Origin of the sequence: Streptomyces sp. NPDC101110 (genome assembly GCF_044759525.1) — a bacterium.
Lineage (GTDB): Bacteria > Actinomycetota > Actinomycetes > Streptomycetales > Streptomycetaceae > Streptomyces.
In genome coordinates, this window is sequence record NZ_JBIVZM010000020.1 from 33,958 (window position 1) to 57,819 (window position 23,862).

17 protein-coding genes are annotated in these 23,862 nt (G+C 70.5%); 8 read left to right on the forward strand and 9 right to left on the reverse strand.

The genetic code is table 11. The features are described from left to right. Positions 1-37: 37 nt before the first annotated feature. From ACIQU3_RS34320 to ACIQU3_RS34340, 5 genes are all read left to right on the forward strand, one after another. Positions 38-1,429: an amino acid permease gene (locus ACIQU3_RS34320; RefSeq protein ID WP_403739699.1), complete on the forward strand. Its 1,392-nt coding sequence runs from the start codon at positions 38-40 to the stop codon at positions 1,427-1,429. Between the two features lie 9 nt (positions 1,430-1,438). Next, positions 1,439-2,557, forward strand: a complete 1,119-nt coding sequence (locus ACIQU3_RS34325; protein WP_403929503.1) for an aminoglycoside phosphotransferase — start codon at positions 1,439-1,441, stop codon at positions 2,555-2,557. 23 nt (positions 2,558-2,580) lie between these two features. Then, a complete protein-coding gene (locus ACIQU3_RS34330) occupies positions 2,581-3,408 on the forward strand; it encodes an MOSC domain-containing protein (protein ID WP_403929506.1) in 828 nt (275 codons plus the stop codon). 361 nt (positions 3,409-3,769) lie between these two features. After that, positions 3,770-4,885, forward strand: a complete 1,116-nt coding sequence (locus ACIQU3_RS34335; protein WP_403929509.1) for a family 43 glycosylhydrolase — start codon at positions 3,770-3,772, stop codon at positions 4,883-4,885. 1 nt (position 4,886) lies between these two features. Then, a complete protein-coding gene (locus tag ACIQU3_RS34340) occupies positions 4,887-6,299 on the forward strand; it encodes an RICIN domain-containing protein (RefSeq protein ID WP_403929512.1) in 1,413 nt (470 codons plus the stop codon). A gap of 6 nt (positions 6,300-6,305) precedes the next feature. On the opposite strand, the gene ACIQU3_RS34345 is transcribed toward ACIQU3_RS34340, so the two are convergent. Beyond that, positions 6,306-7,970, reverse strand: coding sequence for a rhamnogalacturonan lyase B N-terminal domain-containing protein (locus tag ACIQU3_RS34345; protein WP_403929515.1), 1,665 nt, complete (start codon positions 7,968-7,970; stop codon positions 6,306-6,308). A gap of 191 nt (positions 7,971-8,161) precedes the next feature. Here ACIQU3_RS34345 and ACIQU3_RS34350 point away from each other — a divergent pair, with 191 nt between their 5' ends. The 3 genes from ACIQU3_RS34350 to ACIQU3_RS34360 all read left to right on the forward strand — a co-directional run bounded on the left by ACIQU3_RS34350 (position 8,162) and on the right by ACIQU3_RS34360 (position 11,992). Further along, entirely contained in the window at positions 8,162-9,205 is a 1,044-nt protein-coding gene (locus ACIQU3_RS34350) for a rhamnogalacturonan acetylesterase (protein WP_403929518.1), read from the forward strand. 79 nt (positions 9,206-9,284) lie between these two features. After that, positions 9,285-10,967 carry a DUF2264 domain-containing protein gene (locus ACIQU3_RS34355; RefSeq protein ID WP_403929520.1) on the forward strand — a complete coding sequence of 561 codons (1,683 nt, stop codon included), beginning with the start codon at positions 9,285-9,287 and terminating at the stop codon, positions 10,965-10,967. Between the two features lie 116 nt (positions 10,968-11,083). Beyond that, positions 11,084-11,992, forward strand: a complete 909-nt coding sequence (locus ACIQU3_RS34360; protein ID WP_403929523.1) for an isocitrate lyase/phosphoenolpyruvate mutase family protein — start codon at positions 11,084-11,086, stop codon at positions 11,990-11,992. Between the two features lie 11 nt (positions 11,993-12,003). Here the strand turns inward: ACIQU3_RS34360 and ACIQU3_RS34365 are convergent, their stop codons facing one another. From ACIQU3_RS34365 to ACIQU3_RS34400, 8 genes are all read right to left on the reverse strand, one after another. Continuing rightward, complete coding sequence (locus ACIQU3_RS34365) at positions 12,004-12,612, reverse strand: TetR/AcrR family transcriptional regulator (RefSeq protein WP_403739671.1); 609 nt, start codon at positions 12,610-12,612, stop codon at positions 12,004-12,006. Positions 12,613-12,722: 110 nt separating this feature from the next. Continuing rightward, on the reverse strand, positions 12,723-13,586 hold the full coding sequence (locus ACIQU3_RS34370; protein WP_403929525.1) for an antibiotic ABC transporter ATP-binding protein: 864 nt from the start codon (positions 13,584-13,586) through the stop codon (positions 12,723-12,725). 98 nt (positions 13,587-13,684) lie between these two features. Continuing rightward, a complete protein-coding gene (locus tag ACIQU3_RS34375; RefSeq protein WP_403929528.1) occupies positions 13,685-14,233 on the reverse strand; it encodes an LppP/LprE family lipoprotein in 549 nt (182 codons plus the stop codon). Further along, positions 14,218-18,459 carry a trypsin-like peptidase domain-containing protein gene (locus tag ACIQU3_RS34380; RefSeq protein WP_403929531.1) on the reverse strand — a complete coding sequence of 1,414 codons (4,242 nt, stop codon included), beginning with the start codon at positions 18,457-18,459 and terminating at the stop codon, positions 14,218-14,220. Before ACIQU3_RS34380 ends, ACIQU3_RS34375 begins: the two co-directional genes overlap by 16 nt. A gap of 6 nt (positions 18,460-18,465) precedes the next feature. Further along, positions 18,466-18,843 (reverse strand): CU044_2847 family protein, encoded by a 378-nt coding sequence (locus ACIQU3_RS34385; RefSeq protein ID WP_403739659.1) that lies wholly within the window; start codon positions 18,841-18,843, stop codon positions 18,466-18,468. Positions 18,844-19,113: 270 nt separating this feature from the next. Next, the gene (locus ACIQU3_RS34390; protein WP_403929534.1) at positions 19,114-21,987 is read right to left on the reverse strand and encodes a glycoside hydrolase family 2 TIM barrel-domain containing protein; all 2,874 of its coding nucleotides are present in this window, start codon (positions 21,985-21,987) and stop codon (positions 19,114-19,116) included. A 12-nt stretch (positions 21,988-21,999) separates the two neighbouring features. Further along, positions 22,000-22,896, reverse strand: coding sequence for a carbohydrate ABC transporter permease (locus ACIQU3_RS34395; protein WP_403739653.1), 897 nt, complete (start codon positions 22,894-22,896; stop codon positions 22,000-22,002). Continuing rightward, on the reverse strand, positions 22,893-23,858 hold the full coding sequence (locus tag ACIQU3_RS34400; RefSeq protein WP_403929536.1) for a carbohydrate ABC transporter permease: 966 nt from the start codon (positions 23,856-23,858) through the stop codon (positions 22,893-22,895). Before ACIQU3_RS34400 ends, ACIQU3_RS34395 begins: the two co-directional genes overlap by 4 nt. Positions 23,859-23,862: the final 4 nt, after the last annotated feature.

Sequence of the window (23,862 nt, forward strand, 5' to 3'; positions counted from 1 at the left end):
ATCAGGACCCTCCCCCTCCGCTTGTACAGGAACCCTCATGACCGTCCCCAGCCCCACCGAGGCCGCCGAACCCGCCGACCGGGACGCGACCGGAACCGCCCCGGCATCCGCTCCCCGCCGCACCTTCGGCCTCGCCGCCGCCACGGCCCTCGTCATGGGCAACATCATCGGCGGCGGCATCTTCGCCCTGCCAGCCACCGTCGCCCCGTACGGCACGATCAGCCTGCTCGCGTTCCTCGTGCTCTCGGTCGGCGCGGTCCTGCTCGCGCTGCTCTTCGGCAGGCTGGCGCGGCGCAGCCCCGTCACCGGCGGTCTGTACGTCTACCCGCGGGACGCCTTCGGCGAGTTCGCCGGGTTCCTGTCGGCCTGGTCGTACTGGACGATGTGCTGGGTCAGCATCGCCGCCCTGGCCGTCGCGGTCGTCGGCTATGTCGACGTCCTCATACCCCTGCACGGCAACCACGCCCTCCAGGCCGCCGTCGCCCTGGCCGCCCTCTGGCTGCCGGCCGCGGCGAACTTCGCGGGCACGCGCTGGGTCGGCGCGGTGCAGGTCGTCTCCACCGTCCTGAAGTTCGTCCCGCTGCTCCTGCTCGCCACGGTCGGTCTCTTCTTCGTCGACGCGGACAACTTCGGCCCGTTCAACGCCTCCGGTCAGAGCGTCCCCGGTGCGCTGGCCGCCTCCGCCGCGCTGCTGCTCTACAGCTTCCTCGGAGTCGAGTCCGCCGCCGTCAGTGCGGGCGAGGTCCGTGACCCCGAGCGCACGGTGGGCCGGGCGAGCGTCCTCGGCACGCTGGCCTCCGCCCTCGTCTACATCCTCGGCACGATCGCCGTCTTCGGTCTGGTCCCGCACGACCGGCTCGTCGTCTCGGGTGCGCCGTTCGCCGACGCCGTCAACGCCGTCACCGGCAGTTCGTGGGGTGGCACCGCCATCGCCCTGGTCGCCGTCGCCTCGATCACGGGCTGCCTCAACGGCTGGATCCTCATGGCCGCGCAGATGCCGTACGCCGCCGCCCGTGACGGTCTCTTCCCGGCGCCCTTCGCCCGTCTCGGCAAGGGCGGCGTCCCCGGCTTCGGGGTGTGGGCCTGCGCGGTCCTCGGCAGCGTCCTCATCGCCCTCAACTACACGGCGGGACCGGACACCACGTTCCGTGTCCTCGTCCTGATCACCACCTTCACCGGTTGTGTGCCCTACCTGCTGTCGGCGGCGGCCCAGTTGTACTGGCTGGCCCGCGGCACCCGCGACCGGGTCCGCCCGGCCGGACTCGCCCGTGACCTGACCGTCGCCGTCCTCTCCTTCGGCTTCTCGTTCTGGCTGATCGCCGGCGCCGGGTACGCGGCCGTCTACCAGGGCGTGCTGTTCCTCTTCGCGGGGATCCCGGTGTACGTATGGCTGCGGGGACGCAAGGACAGGGCCGTGGCGGAGGCATAGCATCGGGGGATGCCCGAGGTCGCCGCAGCGCATGCCGAAGTACGTGAAGTCCTGGGAGTCGCAGCGGACGAGGCGGTGTTCGAGCCGCTCACGCACAACCCGTCGAACGGCGTCACGGCCGGCGTGTGGCGGGTCGCCGGAGGCGACCGCTCGGCCGTCCTGAAGGTGCTGACGCGGACGAAGGAGACCGGTGTCGCCTGGTCGGCCTCCAACGACCCGCGCCACTGGAACTTCTGGCGCCGTGAGGCCTACGTCTACCGGTCCGGACTCGCCGGGGTGTGGCAGCGGCACGGCCTCCGCGCCCCCCGGCTGCTGGAGTGCGTCGAACGCCCGGACGGTGACGTGGCGTTGTGGCTGGAGGACGTGCCGGGCGAGCCCGCCACCGCCTGGCCCCTCGCCGGACACGTCGACCATGCCCACCGCCTGGGCGGCGCGCAGGGCGCGGTCGGGCCGGGGGAGGACGCCCCCTGGCTGTCACGGTCCTTCCTGCGGGACTACACCTCGGGGAAGACGACCGGTGAGGAGCTGCTCGACGACGACCAGGCGTGGCGACAGCCCCTGATCCGGCGGCACTTCCCGCCCGGCCTGCGCGAGGACATGGTCCGCCTCCACCTGGACCGCGAGTGGTTCCTCACGGTCATGGAGTCACTGCCCCGCGCCCTGTGCCACCTCGACCAGTGGCCCGCGAACGTCGTCCGCGGCGGCCCGGGCGCAAGCGTCCTGCTCGACTGGGCGTTCACCGGCGACGGCGCCCTCGGCGAGGACCTCGGCAACTACCTCCCGGACTGCGTCTTCGACCTGTTCGTCCCGGCCGCCGACCTGCCGGGCCTGGCCAAGGCGGCCTACGACGCCTATGTGCACGGGCTGCGCGGGAGCGGCTGGCGGGGCGACGAACGCCTCGTCCGGCTCGGTGTGTGCGCGTCCGCGGTGAAGTACGACTGGCTCACCGCGCTGATGCTCGCGCGAGCGGACCGGGAGCCGGTGGCGTACGGCGGTGAGGGCACGGTCCCGGCCGAACTCCGTTACCGGGAAAGGGGTCTGACCCTGGCGTTCCTGGCCGAGTGGGCGGCCGAGGCGCGGATGCTGGCTCCTCTGCTCGGTTTTCCACAAGCCCCCAGCGGCCGTTGAACCGCGGAACGGAACGAGAGGTCATGGCCCGAGTCGTCGAGCTGTCGTACTACCCCGTCAAGGGCTGCGCCGGGACGTCCGTGCGCGAGGCGCCGCTGACGCCCGCGGGGCTGGCGCACGACCGCAGCTTCATGGTCGTCAGCGAGGAGGGCGTGTACCGGACGCAGCGCCGGAACCCGCTGCTGGCCGTCATCCGCCCCCGCATCACTCCCGACGGCGACCACCTCACGCTCACCGCAGCCGGGACCGAGTCCCTCCACCTCCGGGTGGACACCTCCGGCACGCGGCAGAAAGTGGACCTGTTCGGAACCGCCTACCAGGGCATCGACCAAGGTGACGACGCAGCGCACTGGCTCTCGGACCTGCTGGGCGCACCGAGCCGGCTGGTACGGGTTCCACCGGAACACGACCGGGTGACCGACGGCCTGACCCCCGGCACCTCCGGCTACGCCGACAGCTGCGCCCTGCACGTCATCTCCCGCTCCACCCTCGACCTCCTCGACCGGCGGATGACCGACCGCGGTGCGGGCCCCCTGCCGCTCGACCGCTTCCGCCCCAACCTCGTCGTCGACGGCTGGGACGACCCCCACACGGAGGACCGCGCGCACCGCCTCCGCATCGGCGGCACGGAACTGGCCTACGCCAAGCTCGCGATCCGCTGCGCGGTGACCCTGGTCGACCAGCACACCGGCACCCGGGCGGGCCCGGAACCCCTGCGCACCCTCGCCACTTACCGCCGCGCCCGCCAAGGCGGCATCGCGTTCGGCACGAAGTACGCGGTACTCCGGCCCGGCACGGTGGCGGTGGGGGACGAGGTGGAGGTCGTGGGGTGGGGAGAGTCCGAGCTGTGAGGCCGGGGTTCGGACCGGCCACGCCGGTCCCGACGTCCCCGCCCCCTCGGCCGCGCCGGTATCGCGAGGCCGATGACCAGGGCTGAGCCCAGGGCGTAGGGCCACCAGCCGAAGCCGATGTCCTGGGAGGTCCACGCGCTGCTCCGGGCCACCGCTGCGGTGGTGAGGGTTCGGATGCGCACACCACCGGAGACGGGCCCGGCTCGTGCCGACAACGGAAAATCGGTGAACGACTCGACTCGTCAGACCCGTTGACCTCCTCGTGGCACACCCTTACCTTTTCGGCGTTCGTAATGACAGATGGCGTTCGAAATGTCGGACGGCATGGTGTGTTCCCCCCACCCCATGAGAGGCAGGCCGCATGAGCCGCGACCCTGTTCTGCCCGAGTCCCCCAGCCGCAGACTGCTGCTGAAGGGCGCCGCAGCCGCCGGCGCCCTGGCCGCCGTCCCCGCCCTGCCCGGCGTCGCCCAGGCGGCACCCGCGGCGGAGACCGCTGCCGAAACACCCGGCAGGCGCCCGAAGCCCGCCCCCTTCGTCAACCCACTGGTCCGCAACCGCGCCGACCCGCACATCAACCGTCACACGGACGGTTTCTACTACTTCACCGCCACCGCCCCCGAGTACGACCGCATCATCCTGCGCCGCTCCCGCACCCTGAACGGCCTCGGCACGGCGGACGAGTCCGTCATCTGGCGCGCCCACCCCACCGGCCCCATGGGCGCCCACATCTGGGCGCCCGAACTGCACCGCGCCGACGGCAAGTGGTACATCTACTTCGCCTCCGCGCCCGCCGAGGACGTCTGGGCGATCCGCATCTGGGTGCTGGAGAACGCCCACCCCAACCCCTTCCGGGGCACCTGGGTGGAGAGGGGCCAGGTCAAGACGGCGTGGGAGACCTTCTCCCTGGACGCCACCACCTTCAGCCATCGTGGCAAGCGTTACCTGGCCTGGGCCCAGCACGAGCCCGGCCTGGACAACAACACCGGCATCTTCCTGTCCGAGATGGCGAACCCGTGGACCCTGAAGGGCCCGCAGGTGCGGCTCTCCACCCCGGAGTACGACTGGGAGTGCATCGGCTTCAAGGTCAACGAGGGCCCGTACGTCCTCAAGCGCAACGGCCGTCTGTTCATGACGTACTCGGCCAGCGCCACCGACTTCAACTACTGCGTGGGCCTGCTGACCGCCGACGCCGACAGCCACCTCCTGGACCCCCTGAGCTGGACCAAGTCGCCGACCCCGGTCTTCACCAGCAACGACACGACCAAGCAGTACGGCCCCGGCCACAACTGCTTCACCGTCGCCGAGGACGGCCGCACCGACGTCCTCGTCTACCACGCCCGCCAGTACAAGGAGATCAGCGGCGACCCGCTGAACGACCCCAACCGCCACACCCGTATCCAGAGACTCGGCTGGAAGCCCGACGGCACCCCCGACTTCGGCATCCCGGTCGCCGACTCGGCAACGGCAGGTGAATGACATGAGACGGGCCCACGCCGCCCTCCTCGCCCTGTGCCTCGCCCTGTCCGGCGCCCTCGCCACCGGCGGACCCGCCCAGGCCGCGCCCCAGACCGTCCCCAACGGCACCCGGTTCAACGACACCTCGGGCAACCCCGTCCACGCGCACGGCGGCGGAGTCCTCAAGGTCGGCTCCTTCTACTACTGGTTCGGCGAACACCGCAACGCCGACAACACCTTCCGCTACGTCGACGCCTACCGCTCGACCGACCTGAAGAACTGGGAGTTCCGCAACCACGTCCTCACCGAGGCCAGTGACCCGGAGCTCGCGACCGCCAACATCGAGCGGCCGAAGGTCATGTACAACGCCTCCACCGGCAAGTTCGTCATGTGGATGCACAAGGAGAACGGCACCGACTACAGCGAGGCCCGCGCCGCCGTCGCCGTCTCCGACACCGTCGACGGCGACTACACCTGGAAGGGCAGCTTCCGGCCGCTCGGGCGGCACATGTCCCGCGACATCACGGTCTTCACCGACACGGACGGCGCCGGCTACATGATCTCCGCCGCCCGCGAGAACTACGACCTCCAGATCTACCGCCTCACCGCCGACTACACCGGCGTCGCGAGCCTCGTCGCCAACCCCTGGCCCGGCGGCCACCGCGAGGCCCCGGCCCTGTTCAAGCGGGGCGGCGTGTACTTCATGCTGACCTCGGGAGCCACCGGCTGGAACCCCAATCAGCAGCAGTACGCGACGGCCACCGGCATCGCCGGGCCCTGGTCGGCGATGAAGAACGTCGGCGACTCGACGGCGTACGGCTCCCAGACCGCCTTCGTGCTGCCCGTGCAGGGCACCTCGGGTACCTCGTACCTCTACCTGGGCGACCGCTGGGGCAACTCCTTCGGCGGCACCGTCAACGACTCGCGGTACGTGTGGCTGCCGCTGACCTTCTCCAACTCGACCACGATGTCCATGTCCTGGTCGCCCGAGGTCACGGTCGACACGGCCGCCGGGACCCTCACGGGTACCGCCGCCACGTACAACACGCTGATCGCCCGCCACTCCTCCAAGTGCGCGGATGTCACGAGCCAGTCGCTCTGGGCGGGCGCCCAGGTCAAGCAGTACGACTGCAACGGCGGCGGCAACCAGAAGTACTGGTTCAAGGCCGTCGGAGGCGGTTACTACCAGCTGATGGTCAGGAACAGCAGCCTGTGCGTGCAGGAGAACGCGAGCACGGTCACGCAGGAGAACTGCGCCTCCGCCCCGACGAGCCAGCAGTGGTCGCTGACCACCACCGGCTCGTACGTGAACGTCAGGTCCCGCGCGAGCGGCGAGTGCCTCGACGTGAACGGGGCGTCCACCGCCGACGCCGCCGCCCTCATCACCTACACGTGCAACGGCGGCACCAACCAGCAGTGGACGCGCGGTACCTGATCCGGCTCAGGCGAGCAGGTCGATCGCGTCGACCGCCGTGCCCGCACTGAGGTAGCCGGTCGTTCCCGACCCGCTCACCACGTCGATCCTGAGCACGTTGTACTGACTCGTGTCCGTCTTCCAGGCGGACGCCGGGACGCTGTACGTGAACGTGTGGTTGTTGCCCCGGTAGGAACCGTTGGTCAGCGACCGGGTGTTCGGCTGGGTGGGCGGGGAGGGGACCGGCGAGGTCCAGGTGTCGTTGACGGTGACCTGGGGCCGGCCGTTCGCGTACGCCGTCGTCACCCCGATACGCAGGGTGTGCGCGGCCGCAGCCTGGGCCGCCGTCAGCCGGAAGTACACCAGGATTCCGCTGTTGACGTCCTTCCACAGGTAGCAGGGGAAGGACGCCGTCTCGCCGTTGCCGACGACCACGTTCCCGGTCCAGGACGCGGCCCGTGCGTCGGACGGATGCGCGTACGTCATCAGCTCCGCGTTCTTGAACCCCGCCGGTGTGCCGTTCCAGTCGCCGATCCGCCAGATCGCGTTCGCGTTCGACGGATCATTGGAGGACGGGATCGCGATCGTGTTCAGGGTGGTCGTACCGCCCGCCGCCACGCTCACCGACGTGGTGTACACCGCCAGTTCGCCCTTGAACACGGTCAGCGTGTACGACCCCGGCAGCACACCGGAGAGGGAGAACCAGCCGTCCGAGGAACGCGCCGGACCCCAGTACTGCGCCGACGGGTTGGCGAGACCGACGGTGTACGGGTACGCCGTGTTCCGCCCCGAGATGCCCACGCCCGCCACCTTGCCCCGGCCGCTCGCCGGCACGTACCCCGCGATGCCGAGCGAGTCGGCCCACGGTGTGGTCAGCGTGCCCGGGAACAGCGCCGAGGAGGGCGCCCCGCCGTCCGTGAAGGCGACGACGTACGGACCCTGGAGGCCGAAGCGCTGCGCCTCGGTCTGGTTCTGGCCGTAGTGGAGGATCTCGTAGAGACCCCCGCCGTCCGCGCTCTGGTGGCGCAGCAGGGAACGGTAGAAGGGGCCGCCGGAGGCCTTCTCGTGGTTGCTGCGCACCATCCACAGACCGACGCCGCCCGCGGACCAGCCGATGTGGTCGTAGTCCATGACGCGCCGCCCCGAGTAGTGCTTCGAACGGGTCTGGCCGTCGGCTTTCCGGAACACGTCCGAGGCCTCGACGACGGTGGGCGCGTACGTGTAGGAGTCGGGCTCGTCGTTGAGGAACGCGCCCTTCTTCACGCGCACGATGTACCGGGTCGCGGAGACGGAGGCGTCGGCCTTGTTCGTCCACAGGTAGATGTTGTTCTCGCCGCTGCGGGCCGCGTAGTAGTGCTTCAGGGTGCCGTGCGTGACGGAGATCAGGATCGTGGCACCGGACTGCCTGATGGTCACGGTGGAGGCGCCGAGGCCGGACTCGATGTGCGAGTTCATGCCGCCGTAGCCCTGGTACTCCGTACCGCGGTAGACCAGGGAGGTCAGGTCGCCGGTGGACTTGGCGACCTTGAAGACGAGCTGGGCGCCGGTGTCGACGACGTAGTTCGCGCCGTCGTCGCTCCAGCCGAAACCGGCGGCGTGCGCCGGGCGGGCGAGCGCCGCGCCGACGGCACCGGCCGTGGCGGCGAGGACGACGGTGCGGCGGCCGACCGGTCTGTTCGTGGCTCCGGACATGGGGGGTGCCTCCTGCGAAAGGTGGGGGGAGTGCGGTGGGAGCGAGAGTGACAGTTGAATCGATTTCGCGAAAGGGCTTTCGCTCGTACTCGGACGTAGATCTGTTGAATGCTGTTCGAGGTCTAGAAAGCGCTTGTCCGGAGCGGTACGGTCCCCCTCCAGGTCTTGTCGTGTGCCGGGAGGAGCCTGGAGTGAGACGTTTCAGCATCGCCGTCGTCGCGGCGGTGACCCTGGGGGCCGCGTTGCCGACCGTACCCGCCCACGCGGACGCGAGGAGCGAGGGCCGTGGCCTCGCCCACTGCGTCGCCGGCACCTGTCACTTCGACGTCCCGCCGGGCACGTACGACGTACGGGTCACACTCGGCGGGACGGCGGCGTCCAGCACGAGCGTCACGGGCGAGAGCCGCCGCTCCCTGCTCCCCGAGACGGCCGCACCGGCCGGAAAACGCGTCACCCGCAGTTTCACGGTGAACGTCCGCACCCCCGAGGGTGAGCCCACCGGCCCCGGCGGAACCCCCGGCCTCGACCTGCGGATCGGCGGGACCGCCCCGGCCCTCGCCGGGATCGAGGTCGAGCGGGCCCGGCGCGCCCGCCAGATCCTCCTGATCGGCGACTCCACCGTCTGCGACCAGCCCGGCGATCCGTACTCCGGCTGGGGCCAGCAACTTCCCCAGTACCTCCGCAAGGGCATGTCCGTCGCCAACTACGCCGATTCCGGGGAGAGTACGGTCTCGTATCTGGGGAACCCGCAGCTGTGGGCCACCGTACGGCCCCTGATCCGCCCCGGCGACCTGGTCCTGGTCCAGCTCGCCCACAACGACAAGACCACGGACGAGGCCACCTACCGGGCCAACCTGGAAACGCTGGTGGAGGGCGTCCGGGTGCGGGGCGGGCAGCCGGTCCTTGTCACTCCCGTCGTGCGGCGCTGGTTCAACCCGGACGGCACGCTGAACAACGGAACCGCGCTCCTGGTCAACGGACTGGGCGTCGACCACCCGGCCGTCGTCCGCGCGGTCGCGGCGGACCGCCGCGTCCCGCTGATCGACCTCACGGCGAAGACCAGGGAAATGGTCGAGTCCCTCGGCGTGGAAGGCTCCAAGGCGCTCTACCTCACCAACGAGGCGCGGGACAACACGCACACGTCCGTGCGCGGGGCGACCGCCTACGCGGGCCTCGTCCGCGACGAACTCGTCACCCGGCATCTGGTGCCGAAGGGCATGCTCCGGGTGGGATGAACCCCTGGGGCGCCCCGACCGGAACCGGGGCGCCCCAGGTCCGATCCGTTCCGGCCGGCCCGAGCACGAAAGACACCCGATGCAACTGCCTCCCGCCGACCGCACGACGTCCCCGATCACCGGCTACACCCGCGCCCACTGGGAGGCGGCGGCGGACTCCCTGCTCGCCGCCGTCGAGCCGTACGCCACCGGGGACCGTGCGCTCTACCACCTGCCCGGCGACCGGGCGGGCTGGTCGGGCCGCCTCTCCGACGGCCTGGAGGGCTACGCACGCACTCTGCTGCTCGCCGCGTTCCGCCGCGACGAGAAGGCACTGGACCGCTACGCGACCGGCCTCGCCGCCGGTGTCTCGGGCGTCTGGCCCCGTATCGAGGACCGCCACCAGTCCCTGGTGGAGGCGGCGTCCATCGCCCTGGCCCTGCGGCTCACCCGCGACCTGCTCTGGGACCGCCTCGACGAGGGCGTACGCCAGCGGACGGCAGCCTGGCTGACCGACGCCCTCACGGCCGAACCCTGGCCCTGCAACTGGGAACTGTTCCCGGTCACCGTGGGCGGCTTCCTGGCCGAGATCGGCCACGAAGCGGACGCCTCCCGCGCGGCGATCGACCGGGGCCTGGAACGCATCGAGCAGTGGTACGCCGGCGACGGCTGGTACACCGACGGCGACGGCCGCAAATACGACTACTACAACGGCTGGGCGATGCACCTCTACCCGGTGCTGCACGCCTGGCTGGAGGGAGACGAACGACTGCTGGCCCGGTACGGCGACCGCCTCCACCGGCACCTCGGCGACTACGCCCACCTGTTCGGCGGCGACGGCGCCCCGATGCACCAGGGCCGCTCCCTGACGTACCGCTTCGCCACGACGGCCCCGCTGTGGCTCGGGGCGCTGACCGGCCGTACGCCCCTGGCCCCCGGTGAGACCCGGCGCCTGGCCTCGGGCGCGCTGAAGTACTTCCTGGACCGGGGCGCGGTGGACGACCGGGGCCTGCTCTCCCTCGGCTGGCACGGCTACGACGAGTCCGTCCTCCAGGGCTACTCCGGCCCGGCCTCCCCGTACTGGGCGAGCAAGGGCTTCCTCGGCCTGCTGCTGCCGCCCGGCCACGAGGTCTGGACGGCGCCGGAGGAACCCGCCCCCGCCGAACGCGCGGACTTCGTCACCCCTGTCGGACCGCCCAACTGGCTGCTCCAGTCGACCCGTTCCGACGGGGTGGTCCGGCTGCACAACCACGGCAGCGAGGACGTGCGCTACGACCCCTACTACACGCGGCTGGCGTACTCCACCGTGACGACACCCGCGGCTTCGTACGACAACAGCGTCCTCGTCGGCGGCGACCCGAGCCGCACGGGCATCGAACCGCTCGGTGTGGGCGAGGGCTGGGCGGCGTCCCGGCACGACGCGGGCGGGGGAGCGCGGGTGACGAGTGCGGTGCTGGCGCGCGGGGCCTCGGAAGTGCGGGCTCATCTCGTCTCGGGGGCGGAGCCGGGCACGGAGATCCGCGTGACCGGCTGGGCCGCGACGGAGGGTGCCCGGGCGGAACTGCTGCCCGCGTTCGGCCTGGACGACGACCTCACCGGCGTGACCGCCGGGGACTCCACCCTGTTCGTGGCCCTGGCCCGGCTCACCGCCGAGGCGGATCCGGTTCCGCTGGGGGAAACGGTCTCGGTGACCGCTTCCGGGGAGGGGGAGCTGACGGTCCACTGGAGCGAGGGGCCCGAGGTGCGGGTCCGGCTGGACGCGTCGGGTGTGCGCATCGCCTGAGGTCTCCACCTCCGGGCTGTCGTGGTCACCTGCCGGTCGGCCGGCGCCGCAACGAGCCGACCGGGGTCGGGCGTACTTCGGCCCGCGCCGAAACGACCCGGGCCTAGCGTGGCGGGATGACCGCAGATCCGCAGCGGCAGTCGCAGCCGCGTCCGCAGCCGTCGCAGGCCTCGCCGTCCCGCCGGGGAGCCACCGCCTTCGCCGCTCTGCACCGCGCCGGGGAGCCTCTGCTCCTGCCCAACGCCTGGGACCACGCATCCGCAAGGGCCCTGGCGGGGCAGGGCTTCCGGGCGATCGGTACGACGAGCCTGGGCGTCGCCGCGGCGGCCGGCCTGCCCGACGGGGCGGCTGCGACCCGGGAGGAGACGCTGCGGCTGGCCGTGACCCTGGGGTCCGGGCCGTTCCTGCTCTCCGTCGACGCGGAGGGCGGATTCAGCGACGACCCCGGTGAGGTGGCCGAGTTCGCACGCGAGTTGTACGCGGCCGGAGCGGTCGGCATCAACCTGGAGGACGGTCCGGGACCGGCCGCCCGGCACGCGGCGAAGATCGCGGCGGTCAAACAGGCCGCGCCGGGCCTGTTCGTCAACGCCCGCACCGACACCCACTGGCTGGGCGACGGCGACGGCACCCTCACCCGCCTCGACGCCTATCAACAGGCGGGCGCGGACGGCGTGTTCGTGCCGGGCCTCACCGACCCGCGGGGGATCGAGACGCTGGTGCGTCACCTGGAGGTGCCCCTCAACGTCCTCTACGCGCCCGGCGGCCCGACCCTCGCCCGACTCGCCGACGCCGGGGTACGCCGGGTCAGCCTCGGCTCGCTGCTGTACCGGCGGGCACTGGGCGCGGCCCTGGAAGCCGTGGCCGACATTCGCGCTGACCTGCCACCGAAGGGCGCGACGCCGTCGTACGGCGACGTGGCGGGACTGGCATCGCCGACCGACGCACCCGGCCGGGGCGGTCAGCAGGTAGCAGGGCATTCAGGGGGGTCCGGGGGCCGGTGCCGGGGGCGTAGCGCTCAGTCGTGACAACGGCGGTGTCATCGGACGGAAGGTGTTCGGCCGTCGGAAGCCCCCCTCTCGCCCGGCCAGTTCAGGAGCAGCACGTGCAGGGCGTCGATCGCCCTGTCCCAGGAGGCCTGTACGTCACGGGGCGCGCCGAAGGCGCCGGTGGACTCCAGGGCGCAGTAGCCGTGGAAGGTGCTGCGCAGAAGGCGCACGGCGTCGGTGAGGTCGGGTTCGTCCAGGCCGTAGGCGCGGAGCATGCCGTAGGTGACGTCGGCCGTGCGGCGCATCGCGGGAGAGCCGGCGACGAGTTCCCGGTCGATGCGGATCTGCGTCGCGGCGTACCGGCCGGGGTGCTCCAGGGCGTAGGCCCGGTAGGCGGCGGCGAAGGCGCCGAGCGCGTCCCTGCCGGCCTCCCGCCCCTCGACCGCCTCCGCGATCCGGTCGATCATCTCGCCACCGGCGAGCAGGGCCATGCGGGTCCGCAGGTCCTTAAGACCCCGGACGTGGGTGTACAGACTGGCGTCCTTCACCCCGAAGCGACGGGCCAGGGCGGAGAGCGTGACGCCCTCGAAGCCGACCTCGTCGGCAAGCTCGACCGCGGCCGCGACGAGACGCTCGGGCGTGAGACCGGCTCTGGGCATGGGGAGTTCGGGTCACCTCTCGAAGAGAGCCGGGCGGCAGGCGAGGCACCCCGGACGCACCGGGTGATCGTAGCCGCCGGCGGGCCCACGGCGGTGCGGGATCCCGTCGGTCACGCCAGCCCCTGCGTGACGGCCCGGCCCGTCTTCGGGGCCGTCAGATAGCGCAGCAGGCTGTGGGGCTTCAGGCCGTTGTCGAGGGGCTCGTCCACCACCGCCCCGAAGCGCGGGGCGAGTTCGTGGACGACGGCCACCAGGTCGCCCGGGTCGGCGATGTTCGTCCACCGTCGGACTCCGCCCGGCCAGGCACCCCGTCCCTGCGCCGGCAGCGGGCTCAGCCGGTTGAAGATCAGGGACAGGCCGAGCGGGGAGCCGACCGTCACCAGATCGGTGACCGGCCACTCGGGGTGCTCGCACAGTGCCTCGTACGCCACGACCGAGCCGAGCGAGTGCGCGACCAGCACACGGGTGTCGGGGCCGATCTCCTCAGCCACCCGGGCCCGGGCCCGCTGCCACACGACGGGTTCGTTCATGTACCGCCGCACCTGCTTCAGGGCGAGCACCATCATGCGGTCCGAGTACGTGCCGAAGAACCTGGACCCGGACAGCGCGTCCAGCGCGGCGCGGACCCGCTGGGACAGCAGCCGCCCCGTACCCGGGATCGCACGGGTGCCCGGCTCGTCCGGGCCCGTCACCGCCGCATCCGTGTCCGCGGCGGCCTCCCACCACGCCGCGAGCAGCTCCGCCTCGAAACCCTCCTCGACGTCGTGCTCGTCCCAGGGCGGCACGCCGAGGGCGCGGGTGCCCTCCTCGAAGAAGACGTCGCCGTAGAACGCGCAGGCGACCTCGTCCCCGGCGAGCCGGAGTCCCGACCCGTGCCGTACGCCGTCACGCAGGGCCGGGATCACGTCCCGGCCCATCAGCGCCGACCCCGACCACTCGTGCCCGATCCCGTGCACCACCACGACCCGTGCCATCGCCCGTTCCCCCGTTGTCCGTCAGCGCAGTTCAGAAGGACCGAGCGTAGTACGGGGCAGGGACGGCTCTCGACGCACCGGCCACGGCGGTGAACAGATCACTTGTCCGGATAGTTCGGATTCTCGGGCAGCGGTGGTGAGAAGCTCACCCTGCCGTCCTTCCAGCGCGCCTGGTACTCGCGCTCGCCGCCGGAATGACAGCACTGCGGATCCGTCGGCAGGTACACCGGATAGGACAGGGTGACCGTCTTTCCGTCTTGGCTCTTGATCGTTGATTGGGCTGCCGCGGTCCTGTCGTAACCGGCGTACTCGTTGCCGTGGAAGAAGAATACGGAAACGCACTTCCCGTCGACGCTGCTGGTGCAGTGAGCATGGATCGCACGAAGGGGTCCGCGGAGGTTTCTCAGAGTGCCGGCCTCGGTGTCGGCCGTGTATCCCAGACGCTTGATGCGGAGCACCGCCCGGTCCACGTCGAAGGGTTCCCTTCCGTCCTCTGACGGCTTCCCGTCGGACGGGCCCGCGGTGTCCCACAGTGAGACGGACGGGTTTGCCTCCGGTCGGGCCTTGTCCGCAGATGCTCCGCACGCCGTCACCAGCGTCAGGCAGAACACCGCGGCTGCGGCCGGCAAGGTCACCGCTCGCCGCACGCCGTCACCCCCAGAAAGACCTTCTCCAGCATTCCGTACCGCATCGTGTGCAGATCCTCCTGTGAGATGTTGCGTGTGACGTGTGAGCAGAGCTCGGCGGCCCAGTCAGCGGCGGATGCCTGTCTCAGTTGGAAGGCCGCCGTCGCCGAGAAGGTGGTATCGGTTCCCTGGGTGGTGCTCACCGGCACGCTCAGCAACAGCTGCTCACCGTCGGGGGAGGGCACGACGGCCCGGACGTGAGCGGCAGCGGGTATACGGGTCCGGGCCACGAGCCCGTTGGGGCCCCACCGCTCCACGATGCCCGGCCTTACGCTGACGGTCTCGTCGCTGCCGGAGAGGAACATCGTGGCGCGGGCGACGTCCGGGGGGATGGTGGTCTCACGCTGCTCACCCTTGGGATCCCACACCTCCGCACTCCCGTCCTTGCCGATCAGCAGCAGGCGCCGGCCGTCGCTGCTGAAGCGCACGGCGTCCTGATCGGCGAGCGGAGCGCGGAAGCCGGGCACGACGACGCCGACCCGCCGCCGGTCTCGAAGATCCCAGACCTCCACGCCGCGCAGGTCCGGGGTGGTCACGGCGATCCGTTCGGACGCCGGGTCAGTTGACAGGTTTGTCGCGTACCGGCTTCGCTCGACCTCCGAGTTCTCCCGGAACAGCAGCGTCCGGGCCACCTTGCGGCCGGCTGTGACGTCCCACTGCGAGACAGCTCCTCCCACAAGGGTGACCAGACGGCCGTGCCGGGTGAATCCCAGGCTACGAAGCTCCGGGTCCTGAGGTGCGGACCCGAGGGGCGGATCGAGGTGTATCCGCCGCAGTACCTGAAGGGAGGGCAGCTTGTAGAGCGTGACCGACTCCGCGGGACCCTCACTCACGGCCAGCGTCTTCTCCCCGGCGTCGAACGCGAGCCGCGTGTACGTCGTCCGGTAACCGCCCCGGCCTGTGGCTGCAATCCGCCGTCCGGTTGCCGGGTCCCAGAGCGCGACGTCCCCGCCGGCGCCTACCGTGACCAGATAGCGGCCGGACGGGGAGAAGTGCGCAGCCTCCTCGTCGTCGCCGGTGCTGAAGATGTCAGCGGTGGAAAGTGAGCCGGGCGCCGGCGCCGTGGCGACCAGTACCTCCGTCCCGCGGGCGAAGGCCATGCGGCGGCTCGCGCCGGCCAGGGCATAGCGGGTGTAGCGGCCCTTGGTGCCGTCCTCGGTCAGCACGAGAAGCCGTTGCCCGGTGGCGGCATCGCGCACGGTCACAGCTCCGTTGTCGCGTGCCAGCACGAGCTGGTCGGAGATGCCGACCAGCTCGCCGATCGTCACGTCTTCGGTGCTGCAAGGCAGACGCTGGAAGAGACGGGGGCCGGGCCTGTCGGCGGAGACATCGGTCAACTGCCACTTGCCGTCGGCGCACATCGCGGCCACCGGACGGGGACCGGCGACGAACTCGGGCTCTTCGAAGCCGGGAACATCCGTCAGACGTCCGGAGCGCGTGTCCCAGACACCTTGAGACAGGACCCCTGGCCCGGAGGCCACGACATGTCTGCCGTCCGCGGCGAAGACGAAGTCAGTGGGTGAGCCCTCAAGCAGCGGTTTCAGGGTGACGGGCGCGGCGGAGGGCCGGTCGAGGTTCCATACCTGGGCTCTGTCGTCCTTCGGCGGATGGGCCACCAGGCGGTGTCCCGTTCGGTCGAAGCGCAGCTCGTCCACCGCTTGAGCCGTGCCGGCGGTGCTCCGCGCGGCTCGCAGGGTCAGCAGGGTCCTCCCTTCACGCAGGTCCCAGATCTTGATGTGATTGCCGTCGCCACCCAGGGCCAGCCGGGTGCCGTCGGGACTGACCGCGACGGCCGAGACGTCGTCCATGCGGACCATCAGGGAGGGGCCATAGGCTTCGACACGCCACACCGACAGTCGGCCCGCAATGTCGCGTACCGCGACGACCCGGCCGGAGTCGTCCAGCGCTGTCTCCGCGACCTCTCCTCCGGCGGGCAGCACAGCGTCGTACGGGGCATCGGCCAGATAGCGGGTGAACAGATTGTCGTGTGCTTGTTGAGTGGGCGCGGTGCTCCAGGCGGCGACGGACAGCAATGCGGCCTTTTCCCGATGGGAGTCCGCCTGCCCCTGGGCCTGTTGTACGAGGTCGGCCGAAAGTTCGGCGGCTTTGCTGTCCCGTACCGAGTACACCCCGATGGTGGCCAGGGTCCCGAGCACCGCAGTAACCGCCGCCGCGACGATCACTTTGCGGGACCGCCGGCGCCGACGCCACTCCTGGCTCGCCTGAAGGTATCGGCGTTCGGTCTCGGGGACGTCGTCCGGCCGAACGCGTAGTTGCTCCCGCGCCTGCTTGAGTTCGGAGCCGCGCATCAACAGGGCGTGATCGCGGCCGCTTTGCTCCCAGCGCGCGATGCGCTCGCGCACATGTTCCTGCCAAACCCGGAAGTCGCGGTCGGCGTCGACCCAGGAGCGCAGCGCAGGCCAGTGCTCAAGCAGCGCTTCATGGGCGAGCGCGACCGTCTCCATACCGTCGGACGCGTGATCGAGGTGCACCAGACGCTGCACGGCCAATAATTGTGCGGCTTTCCAGCAGGCGGGGTGCAGCTCGGTACGGCGTGCGGTGCGCCCGGTGTCGACCGGGTTGTCGAGGCCTCCCTCGCCTGGGCGGACAAGCTGTACGAACAACCGCCGCACCTCGTCCTGCACGTCGCCCAGCCGCTCCTTGACGACACGCTCGGCATGCGAAGCGAGAGCTCCCGCCACTCGGCCGATCTCCTCATACGCGGCATGCGCGAGGATGCCATGACGCTGTTGCTCCCACAGCAGAGTGAGGGTGAACTCGAGCAGGGGCAGCGCGCCGGGACTGCGGCCCGCGTCTGAGACGAGACGCCCGGCGAGCGAGTCCTCGAAACGCACGGCCCCGTGGAATGAGGCGATCGGGGACAGCACCACCTCGAGGAGCTGATCCTCGGCCAGGCGGTCGACGAGTACCGGAGACGCCTCGCACACTCGCCCCAGACCGGGGAAACGCTGCATGGCCTTCAAGAAGTCCAGTCGCAGAGCGAAGACCAGCCGCACCAGTGGTCCGCCGTCCGCGCTGCGCCATCCGGTCATGCCCACCAACTGGTCGACCAGCTTTTCGGCCGCGTCGGGCGAGCAGCGGAACAGCATCTCGAACTGATCCACGATCAGGGCGAGCTGGGTCGTGCCCGATCGGGCGAGGATCTCCCTGACAACCGGAGCGGCCCCTCCCGCCCGAAGCCGTTCGGCGAGCCGGTCGACCTGCTCGAGTCGGTCGAGTGGCTCGACAACGTCGTCCGGCGCGCTGAGCAACGGCAGCAGGGCGGAAGCGAGCATGAACTCCGCTCCGAAGGCGGGCTCTGGGACCAGAGAGGTGATGCTGTAGTCACCACGTTTGCGGAGCTGCGGTACGAGACCGGCGTGGATCAGCGACGACTTGCCCACTCCGGACACCCCGATGACCGGGACGATCGACGACGTGGTGACCGCCTCGGTCAACGCCTTGATCTGCTCGGCCCGCCCGAAGTAGTGGGTGGCGTCCTGCTCCCGAAACGCATCCAGCCCACGGAACGGCGATGGCGGCGCGGCATGGCGACGCAGTTCAGGATGAACCTCCAACAGGACAGGGGCCGTGATGGCGTAGGCCGCCCGCTGCAGGAACCTCCCGTCGGTGGCGACGACCATGCCGACCACCCCCTTGAAGTGCTCATCCCACAGCGGCGTGCCGCTGAAGCCCTGCCGGATTTCGCAGGCACTGGTGCTCTCGAACTGGAGCCAGCCCCGACCGCGGTCGTCCACGATCGTGCCGAGTGACCAGACGCCCTCGTCGTCGCCGGCAGGGAAACCGAACGCCCGGAACGGGTGGCCTCGCACTGTCTCGACGTCCAGCAATCGAACAGGCTCGGCCCCAACCGGCGGATCCTCATCGAGTGCGAGGACGGCGATGTCACCAGAGCCGTCCTCCGCGACAGGGATGTGTGCGATGAGCCGCGCGCTCTGACGGGGGGCCGCTCGTTCGGCCAGGGGAAAATCCACATCGACGGTGAGCCCCACAGCGAGGGGACTCCCCTCCTGTTCGCCGGCGACGGCCGAAACCACATGCGCGCACGTCAGCACGATCCCGGGGGCTGCCAGAAAGCCGGCCCCCTGGGGGGCGGCCCATGAACCGCGCGACCACAGGCGGGCAATCCCGGGGTTGGGCACAGGCCCGGGCGTTGCTGAGTCCACTCGCCCTTATCCCGCCACGACTTCGTCGCGCGCGGCGACGGCCGAGGTGATCGGCACAACGTCCGGTTGCTGTCTGTCCCACTCCATGGTGAGCGTGAGCGACCCCTCGCCGGCGGTCTTGGCGAGGAAGACGCCCGCCTCCGCCGACAGCTTCAACCCGAACTGGAGAGTGATCTTGTCCGGCTGCCGTGGCAGGTCGGCCACCTTGCCGAGCACAGCATGCGCGGCCTCGCGCACACTCTCCAGACCGCGCTCCAGCGTCTCGGTTGCTTCAGCCACCACCCCGCCGGGCCTGGCAACCCTGACCACGGCTTGCGGTCCGTTGTCGACTTCCACCAGCACAGAACCGCCGCTTTCCAGCGGCACTCTCAGTAATTCGGGCATCGAGTCCCCCGCCACTCACCCGGTGTGATGCGCGCCACCCTAGCTCCTGCAAAAGCTGTTCGTGCCCGAGACCGGCAATTCACCGGGTCACGCCGACTCGCCTGCGGCCTCAGCTGCCTCCGCCGCCCACGCGCTCGTGAAGACAGCAGCGGCCGGTCGGCGCAAGGGCCGACCGGCCGCGGACACTCCGGCACTGCCGGAATGTCGATCAGTGCCGCAATATCGATCAATCAATCAAGCAATCAATCGGTCAATCGATTGAGCGGTTTCCTACCCGGTGGTCGAGAACACGAACGAGAACTCCACCGGCTCCGCCTTCAGGAAGTACTGCGGCAGCGGACCGGGACCGCAGGACTGCGAGCCGATGCCGTGCAGCCCGTGGTCGAGGTTGACCCACACCGTGCCGCCGGCCGTGAGGTCGGTGCGGTGCCGGGCGGCATCGAGCTGCTCGGTCGTCCAGCGCCGCGCCGTGAACCAGAACTCCGGGTCGCCCTCGACCCGGAGACCCCCGAGCTCCACCCAGCGCACGTCGGCCCGGGCACCGTTCTCCTGCGGCCGGACGTACGGCGTCTGCAGCCCGTCCACCGTCGACTGCCAGCGGCCCACCATGGCCGCCGTACCGGTGTCCGGGTACGCCTCGCCGGGACCGCCGCCGAACCACTCCACCGCGTCGGCCTCCGGCAGCCCGAAGCGCACCCCGAGCCGGGGCAGCGGCACCGTCCAGTCGCCCTCCGGCGTCACGGACACGCTCAGCCGCAACCGCTCGCCGTCGGACGTCCAGCGGTACACCGTGTCCAGACCCACCTCGCGGGCGGCCGGCGCCACCCGGGTGCGGACCGTCAGTGCGTCGTCGCCGGCCTCGAGGGAGACCAGGCGGTGCCGCATCCGGTGCAGGCCCAGCGTGCGCCACAGCACCCCGAAACGGGTGTCGGTCTGCCATTCGGCCCCGTCGTCGTTGTCGGTCGTCGCCCGCCACACGTCCAGCCGCGGTGTCGCGTCGACCTCCACCCGGCCGATCGAGAGCAGCGCACCGGTGCGGGCGTCGAACCGGGCCGGGCCGAGCGTGATCCCGCCGTCGTCCCGGACGGGCCGGTCGGTCGCCGGGAAGGACGGCAACGGCCGCGCACCCACCGCGAACTGGCCCCAGGCCACCACGTGACCCTTCGCAGCCCACGTCGTGTCGTCCGCCAGCAGCGCCCGCACCGTCCACTGCCGCTCGCCGCCGCGGCCGTCCGCGGGCGGCTCCGGCAGTTTGACCTCGGCGCTCTCGCCCGGCGCGAGCGCCGGCACGGCGAGCGAACCCGACTCGACCGTCTCGCCGTCCACCTGGCACGACCACTCGAAGGCCAGCGCGGACAGGTCGGCGAAGTCGTGCTTGTTGGTGACCCGCACGGTGCCGTTGACGCCGTCGCCCTCGATGCGGACCGGCTCGACGACCTTCTTGTACTCGATCAGACCCGGCGACGGCGTCCGGTCCGGGAAGACCAGCCCGTCGCACACGAAGTTGCCGTCGTGCAGCTCCTCGCCGAAGTCACCGCCGTAGGCGTAGCCCAGCTCGGCGTGCTTGACGCCGTGGTCGATCCACTCCCAGACGAAGCCGCCCTGGAGTCTGTCGTGCGTCTCGAACAGCTCCTGGTAGTCGGCGAGGCCGCCCGGGCCGTTGCCCATGGCGTGCGCGTACTCGCACTGGATGAACGGCAGCTCGCGGCGCCTGCGGGTGCCGTCGTCGAGCTGCCGGCCGATCTTCTCGACCTCGTCGTGGAAGGCGTACATCCGCGAGTACACGTCGGTGTCACGGCAGTTCCAGTCGCCCTCGTAGTGCACCAGCCGCTCGGGGTCGCGGCCGTGGATCCACTCGGCCATGGCGGTCAGGCCGCGTCCGGTGCCGGCCTCGTTGCCCAGCGACCAGAACACGATCGACGGGTGGTTCTTGTCCCGCTCCACCATGCGCGCGGCGCGGTCCAGCAGAGCCGGGGTCCAGCGGTCGTCGTCAACCGGGTTGTCCCGCCAGTCCTGCTCGGTGAAGCCGTGGGTCTCCAGATCGCACTCGTCGATGACCCACAGGCCGTACTCGTCGCACAGGTCCAGGAAGGCCGGGTGCGGCGGGTAGTGCGAGGTGCGCACGGCGTTGAGGTTGTGCCGCTTCATCAGCAGCACGTCCTCGCGCATGGTCTCCAGGTCGAGGGCACGGCCCTTCTCGGGGTGCCACTCGTGCCGGTTGACGCCCTTGAACAGGATCGCCCTGCCGTTGACCTTGATCAGCTCGTCCTCGAGGGCCACCGTGCGGAAACCGATCCGCAGCGGCACCCGCTCGCCGTCCGTGGCCAGCACGCCGTCGTACAGCTTCGGTGTCTCCGCGGTCCACGGCTCGACGGCGACCGTGACCGGCTCGCCGGTGGCGACATCGATGTCCAGGGCGGGTACGGTCACCCGCCCGGCGACGTCGGAGTCGACCCGCAGGGTTCCCTCGCCGGTGGTGTGGTCGTAGGAGGCGTGCACGAAGAAGTCACCGACGCCGCCCGCCGGGCGGTGCAGCAGCGTCACGTCCCGGAAGATGCCCGGCAGCCACCACTGGTCCTGGTCCTCCAGGTAAGACCCGGCCGACCACTGGTGCACACGCACCGCGAGCACGTTGCGGCCCGGCTTCAGCAGCTCGCCGACCGCGAACTCGTGCGCGAGGCGGGAGCCCTTGAACTCGCCGAGCTCCGTGCCGTTCAGCCAGACCCGGGCGCAGGACTCGACGCCGTCGAAGCGCAGCACCGCCCCGCCGTCCGACGGCCAGTCGGACGGCAGGTCGAAGACGCGCAGGTGGTCACCGGTCGGGTTCTCCGTCGGGACGTACGGCGGGTCCACCGGGAAGGGGTAGAGGTGGTTGGTGTAGATCGGGGAGCCGAACGCCCCGTCGCCCTGGAGGACCCAGTGCCCGGGGACCGTGACCTCGGCCCAGTTCCCGGCGTCATGGCCCTCTTCGGCGAACGAGTCGTCCTCGGCGCCCGCGGTGGCCGAGAGCCGGAAGCGCCAGCGGCCGTTCAGCGACAGGGACCGCGCGTCCGAGGACGCGTACCAGGCGCGGGGCGGCAGGGCGCCGCTGCCGGGCGAGACGTCTTCGACGTAGTCGACGGATGGGCTCGTGCGGAAAGACATCGGTCTCCTAGCTCAGCCCTTGATGCCGGTCTGTGCGATCCCCTGCACCAGCCAGCGCTGGAGGAAGAGGAAGACGAAGACCAGGGGCAGGATGGATACGGCCGTGGCCATGAAGATCAGGTGGAAGACGACGGTCTGGTTGGTCATGTAGCTGGAGAGTGCGACCTGCACCGTCCAGGAACCGGGGTCCTGGCCGATGACCAGCGGCCACAGGAAGGCGTTCCAGCCGTTGATGAAGGTGATGGTCGCCATGGCCGCGAAGAAGTTCAGCGAGTTCGGCACCACGACGCGCCAGTATGCGCCCCAGTAGCCCAGCCCGTCCATGCGCGCCGCCTCCTCCAGCTCCTTGGGGAACCCCAGGAAGTACTGCCGGAACAGGAAGCAGGTGAAACCGCTGAACAGCCCCGGGATGATGAGACCCCGGTAGGTGTCCACCCAGCCGAGCGAGGAGACCAGCACGAAGCTCGGTACGAAGGTGACCGCCGTCGGGACCATCAGCGTCCCCAGGACGGCGTAGAACACCTTGTTGGCGTGCTTGTACGGGATGCGGGCCAGACCGTAGCCCGCGAGGGAGCACACCAGCAGGACGCCGACGGTGTGCAGGGTCGCCACGACCGCCGAGTTCCACAGGGACTGCCCGAAGGGGACCGTCTCGTCGTTGAAGAGTTCGCCGATGTTGCCCCACTGGATGTCCGTGGGGAAGAACTTCCAGTTCTCTCCGGTGATCTCGGCGTCGGTGGAGAGGGCGTTGCGGACGAGGATGTAGAAGGGGACCAGGAACAGGAACGCGGCGACGCCCGTGGCGATGTAGAGCCCGGTGGAGCTCATCACGCCGCCACCGCGCCTGACCCGGCTGGTCGTGTCCGACGCGGGCGCGGACTTCCGCACCTTGGGCATGGTGGTGGTCACTTGGACTCGTCACCCCTTCCGAAGCCCATGATCTTGCCCTGGAGCAGGGTCACGGCACAGATCAGCACGGTCAGGATGAGTGCCCCCGCGCTGCCGGCGCCGTAGTCCTGGCTCTCGCCGAGGGCCTTGTAGTACAGCTCGACCAGGGGCGGGCGGCCCCAGGTGGTCTTGGACAGCAGGTTGAAGAACTCGTCGAAGGCCTGGTAGGCGGCGACCAGCAGCAGCAGGATCACCGCGGTGGACGTGGCGCGCAGCTGGGGCAGGGTGATGTACCGGAAGGTCTGCCAGCCCGACTTGGCGCCGTCGATGGCGGCGGCCTCGTACAGCTCGTCCGGGATGTTCTGCAGCGCCGCGATGAACAGGATCATGTAGAAGCCGGACTGCAGCCACAGCCGGGCGGTCACGATGACCAGCCAGTACCAGGGCGGGTTGGGGTCGATCAGCCAGGCGATGTTGTCGATGCCGAACCAGCCGAGGACCGTGTTCATCAGGCCGAAGCGGACCCCGCTGAAGATGGACATCTTCCAGATGAGGGCCGCGGCGACGTAACTGACCGCGGTCGGCAGGAAGAAGACCGAACGGAAGAACGCCCGCATGAAGCGCATGCGGTTCACCAGCAGGGCCAGGCCCAGCGACAGCGCCCAGGTGGTCGGCACGATGAACGCGGCGAAGACGGTGAAGGTGCCGAGCGAGCCGACGAAGTCGTCGTTGGTCAGCATGTACGTGTAGTTGTCGAAGCCGACGAACTTGTCCGGCGTGACGGTGAAGCGGGCCTCGAAGAAGCTCAGCCAGAGGCTCCAGAGGATCGGTGCGTAGACGAAGATCGCCAGGCCGATCAGGAACGGCCCGGTGAAGAGCCAGAAGGCGAAGGTGGGGCTGCCCCGCAGGCCCCGCCGCGGCTTGGCCGGTGAGGCCTTCGCCGGGGCGGAACCCGCGAGGTCGAGCTCGGTGGTGGTCGACATGTCG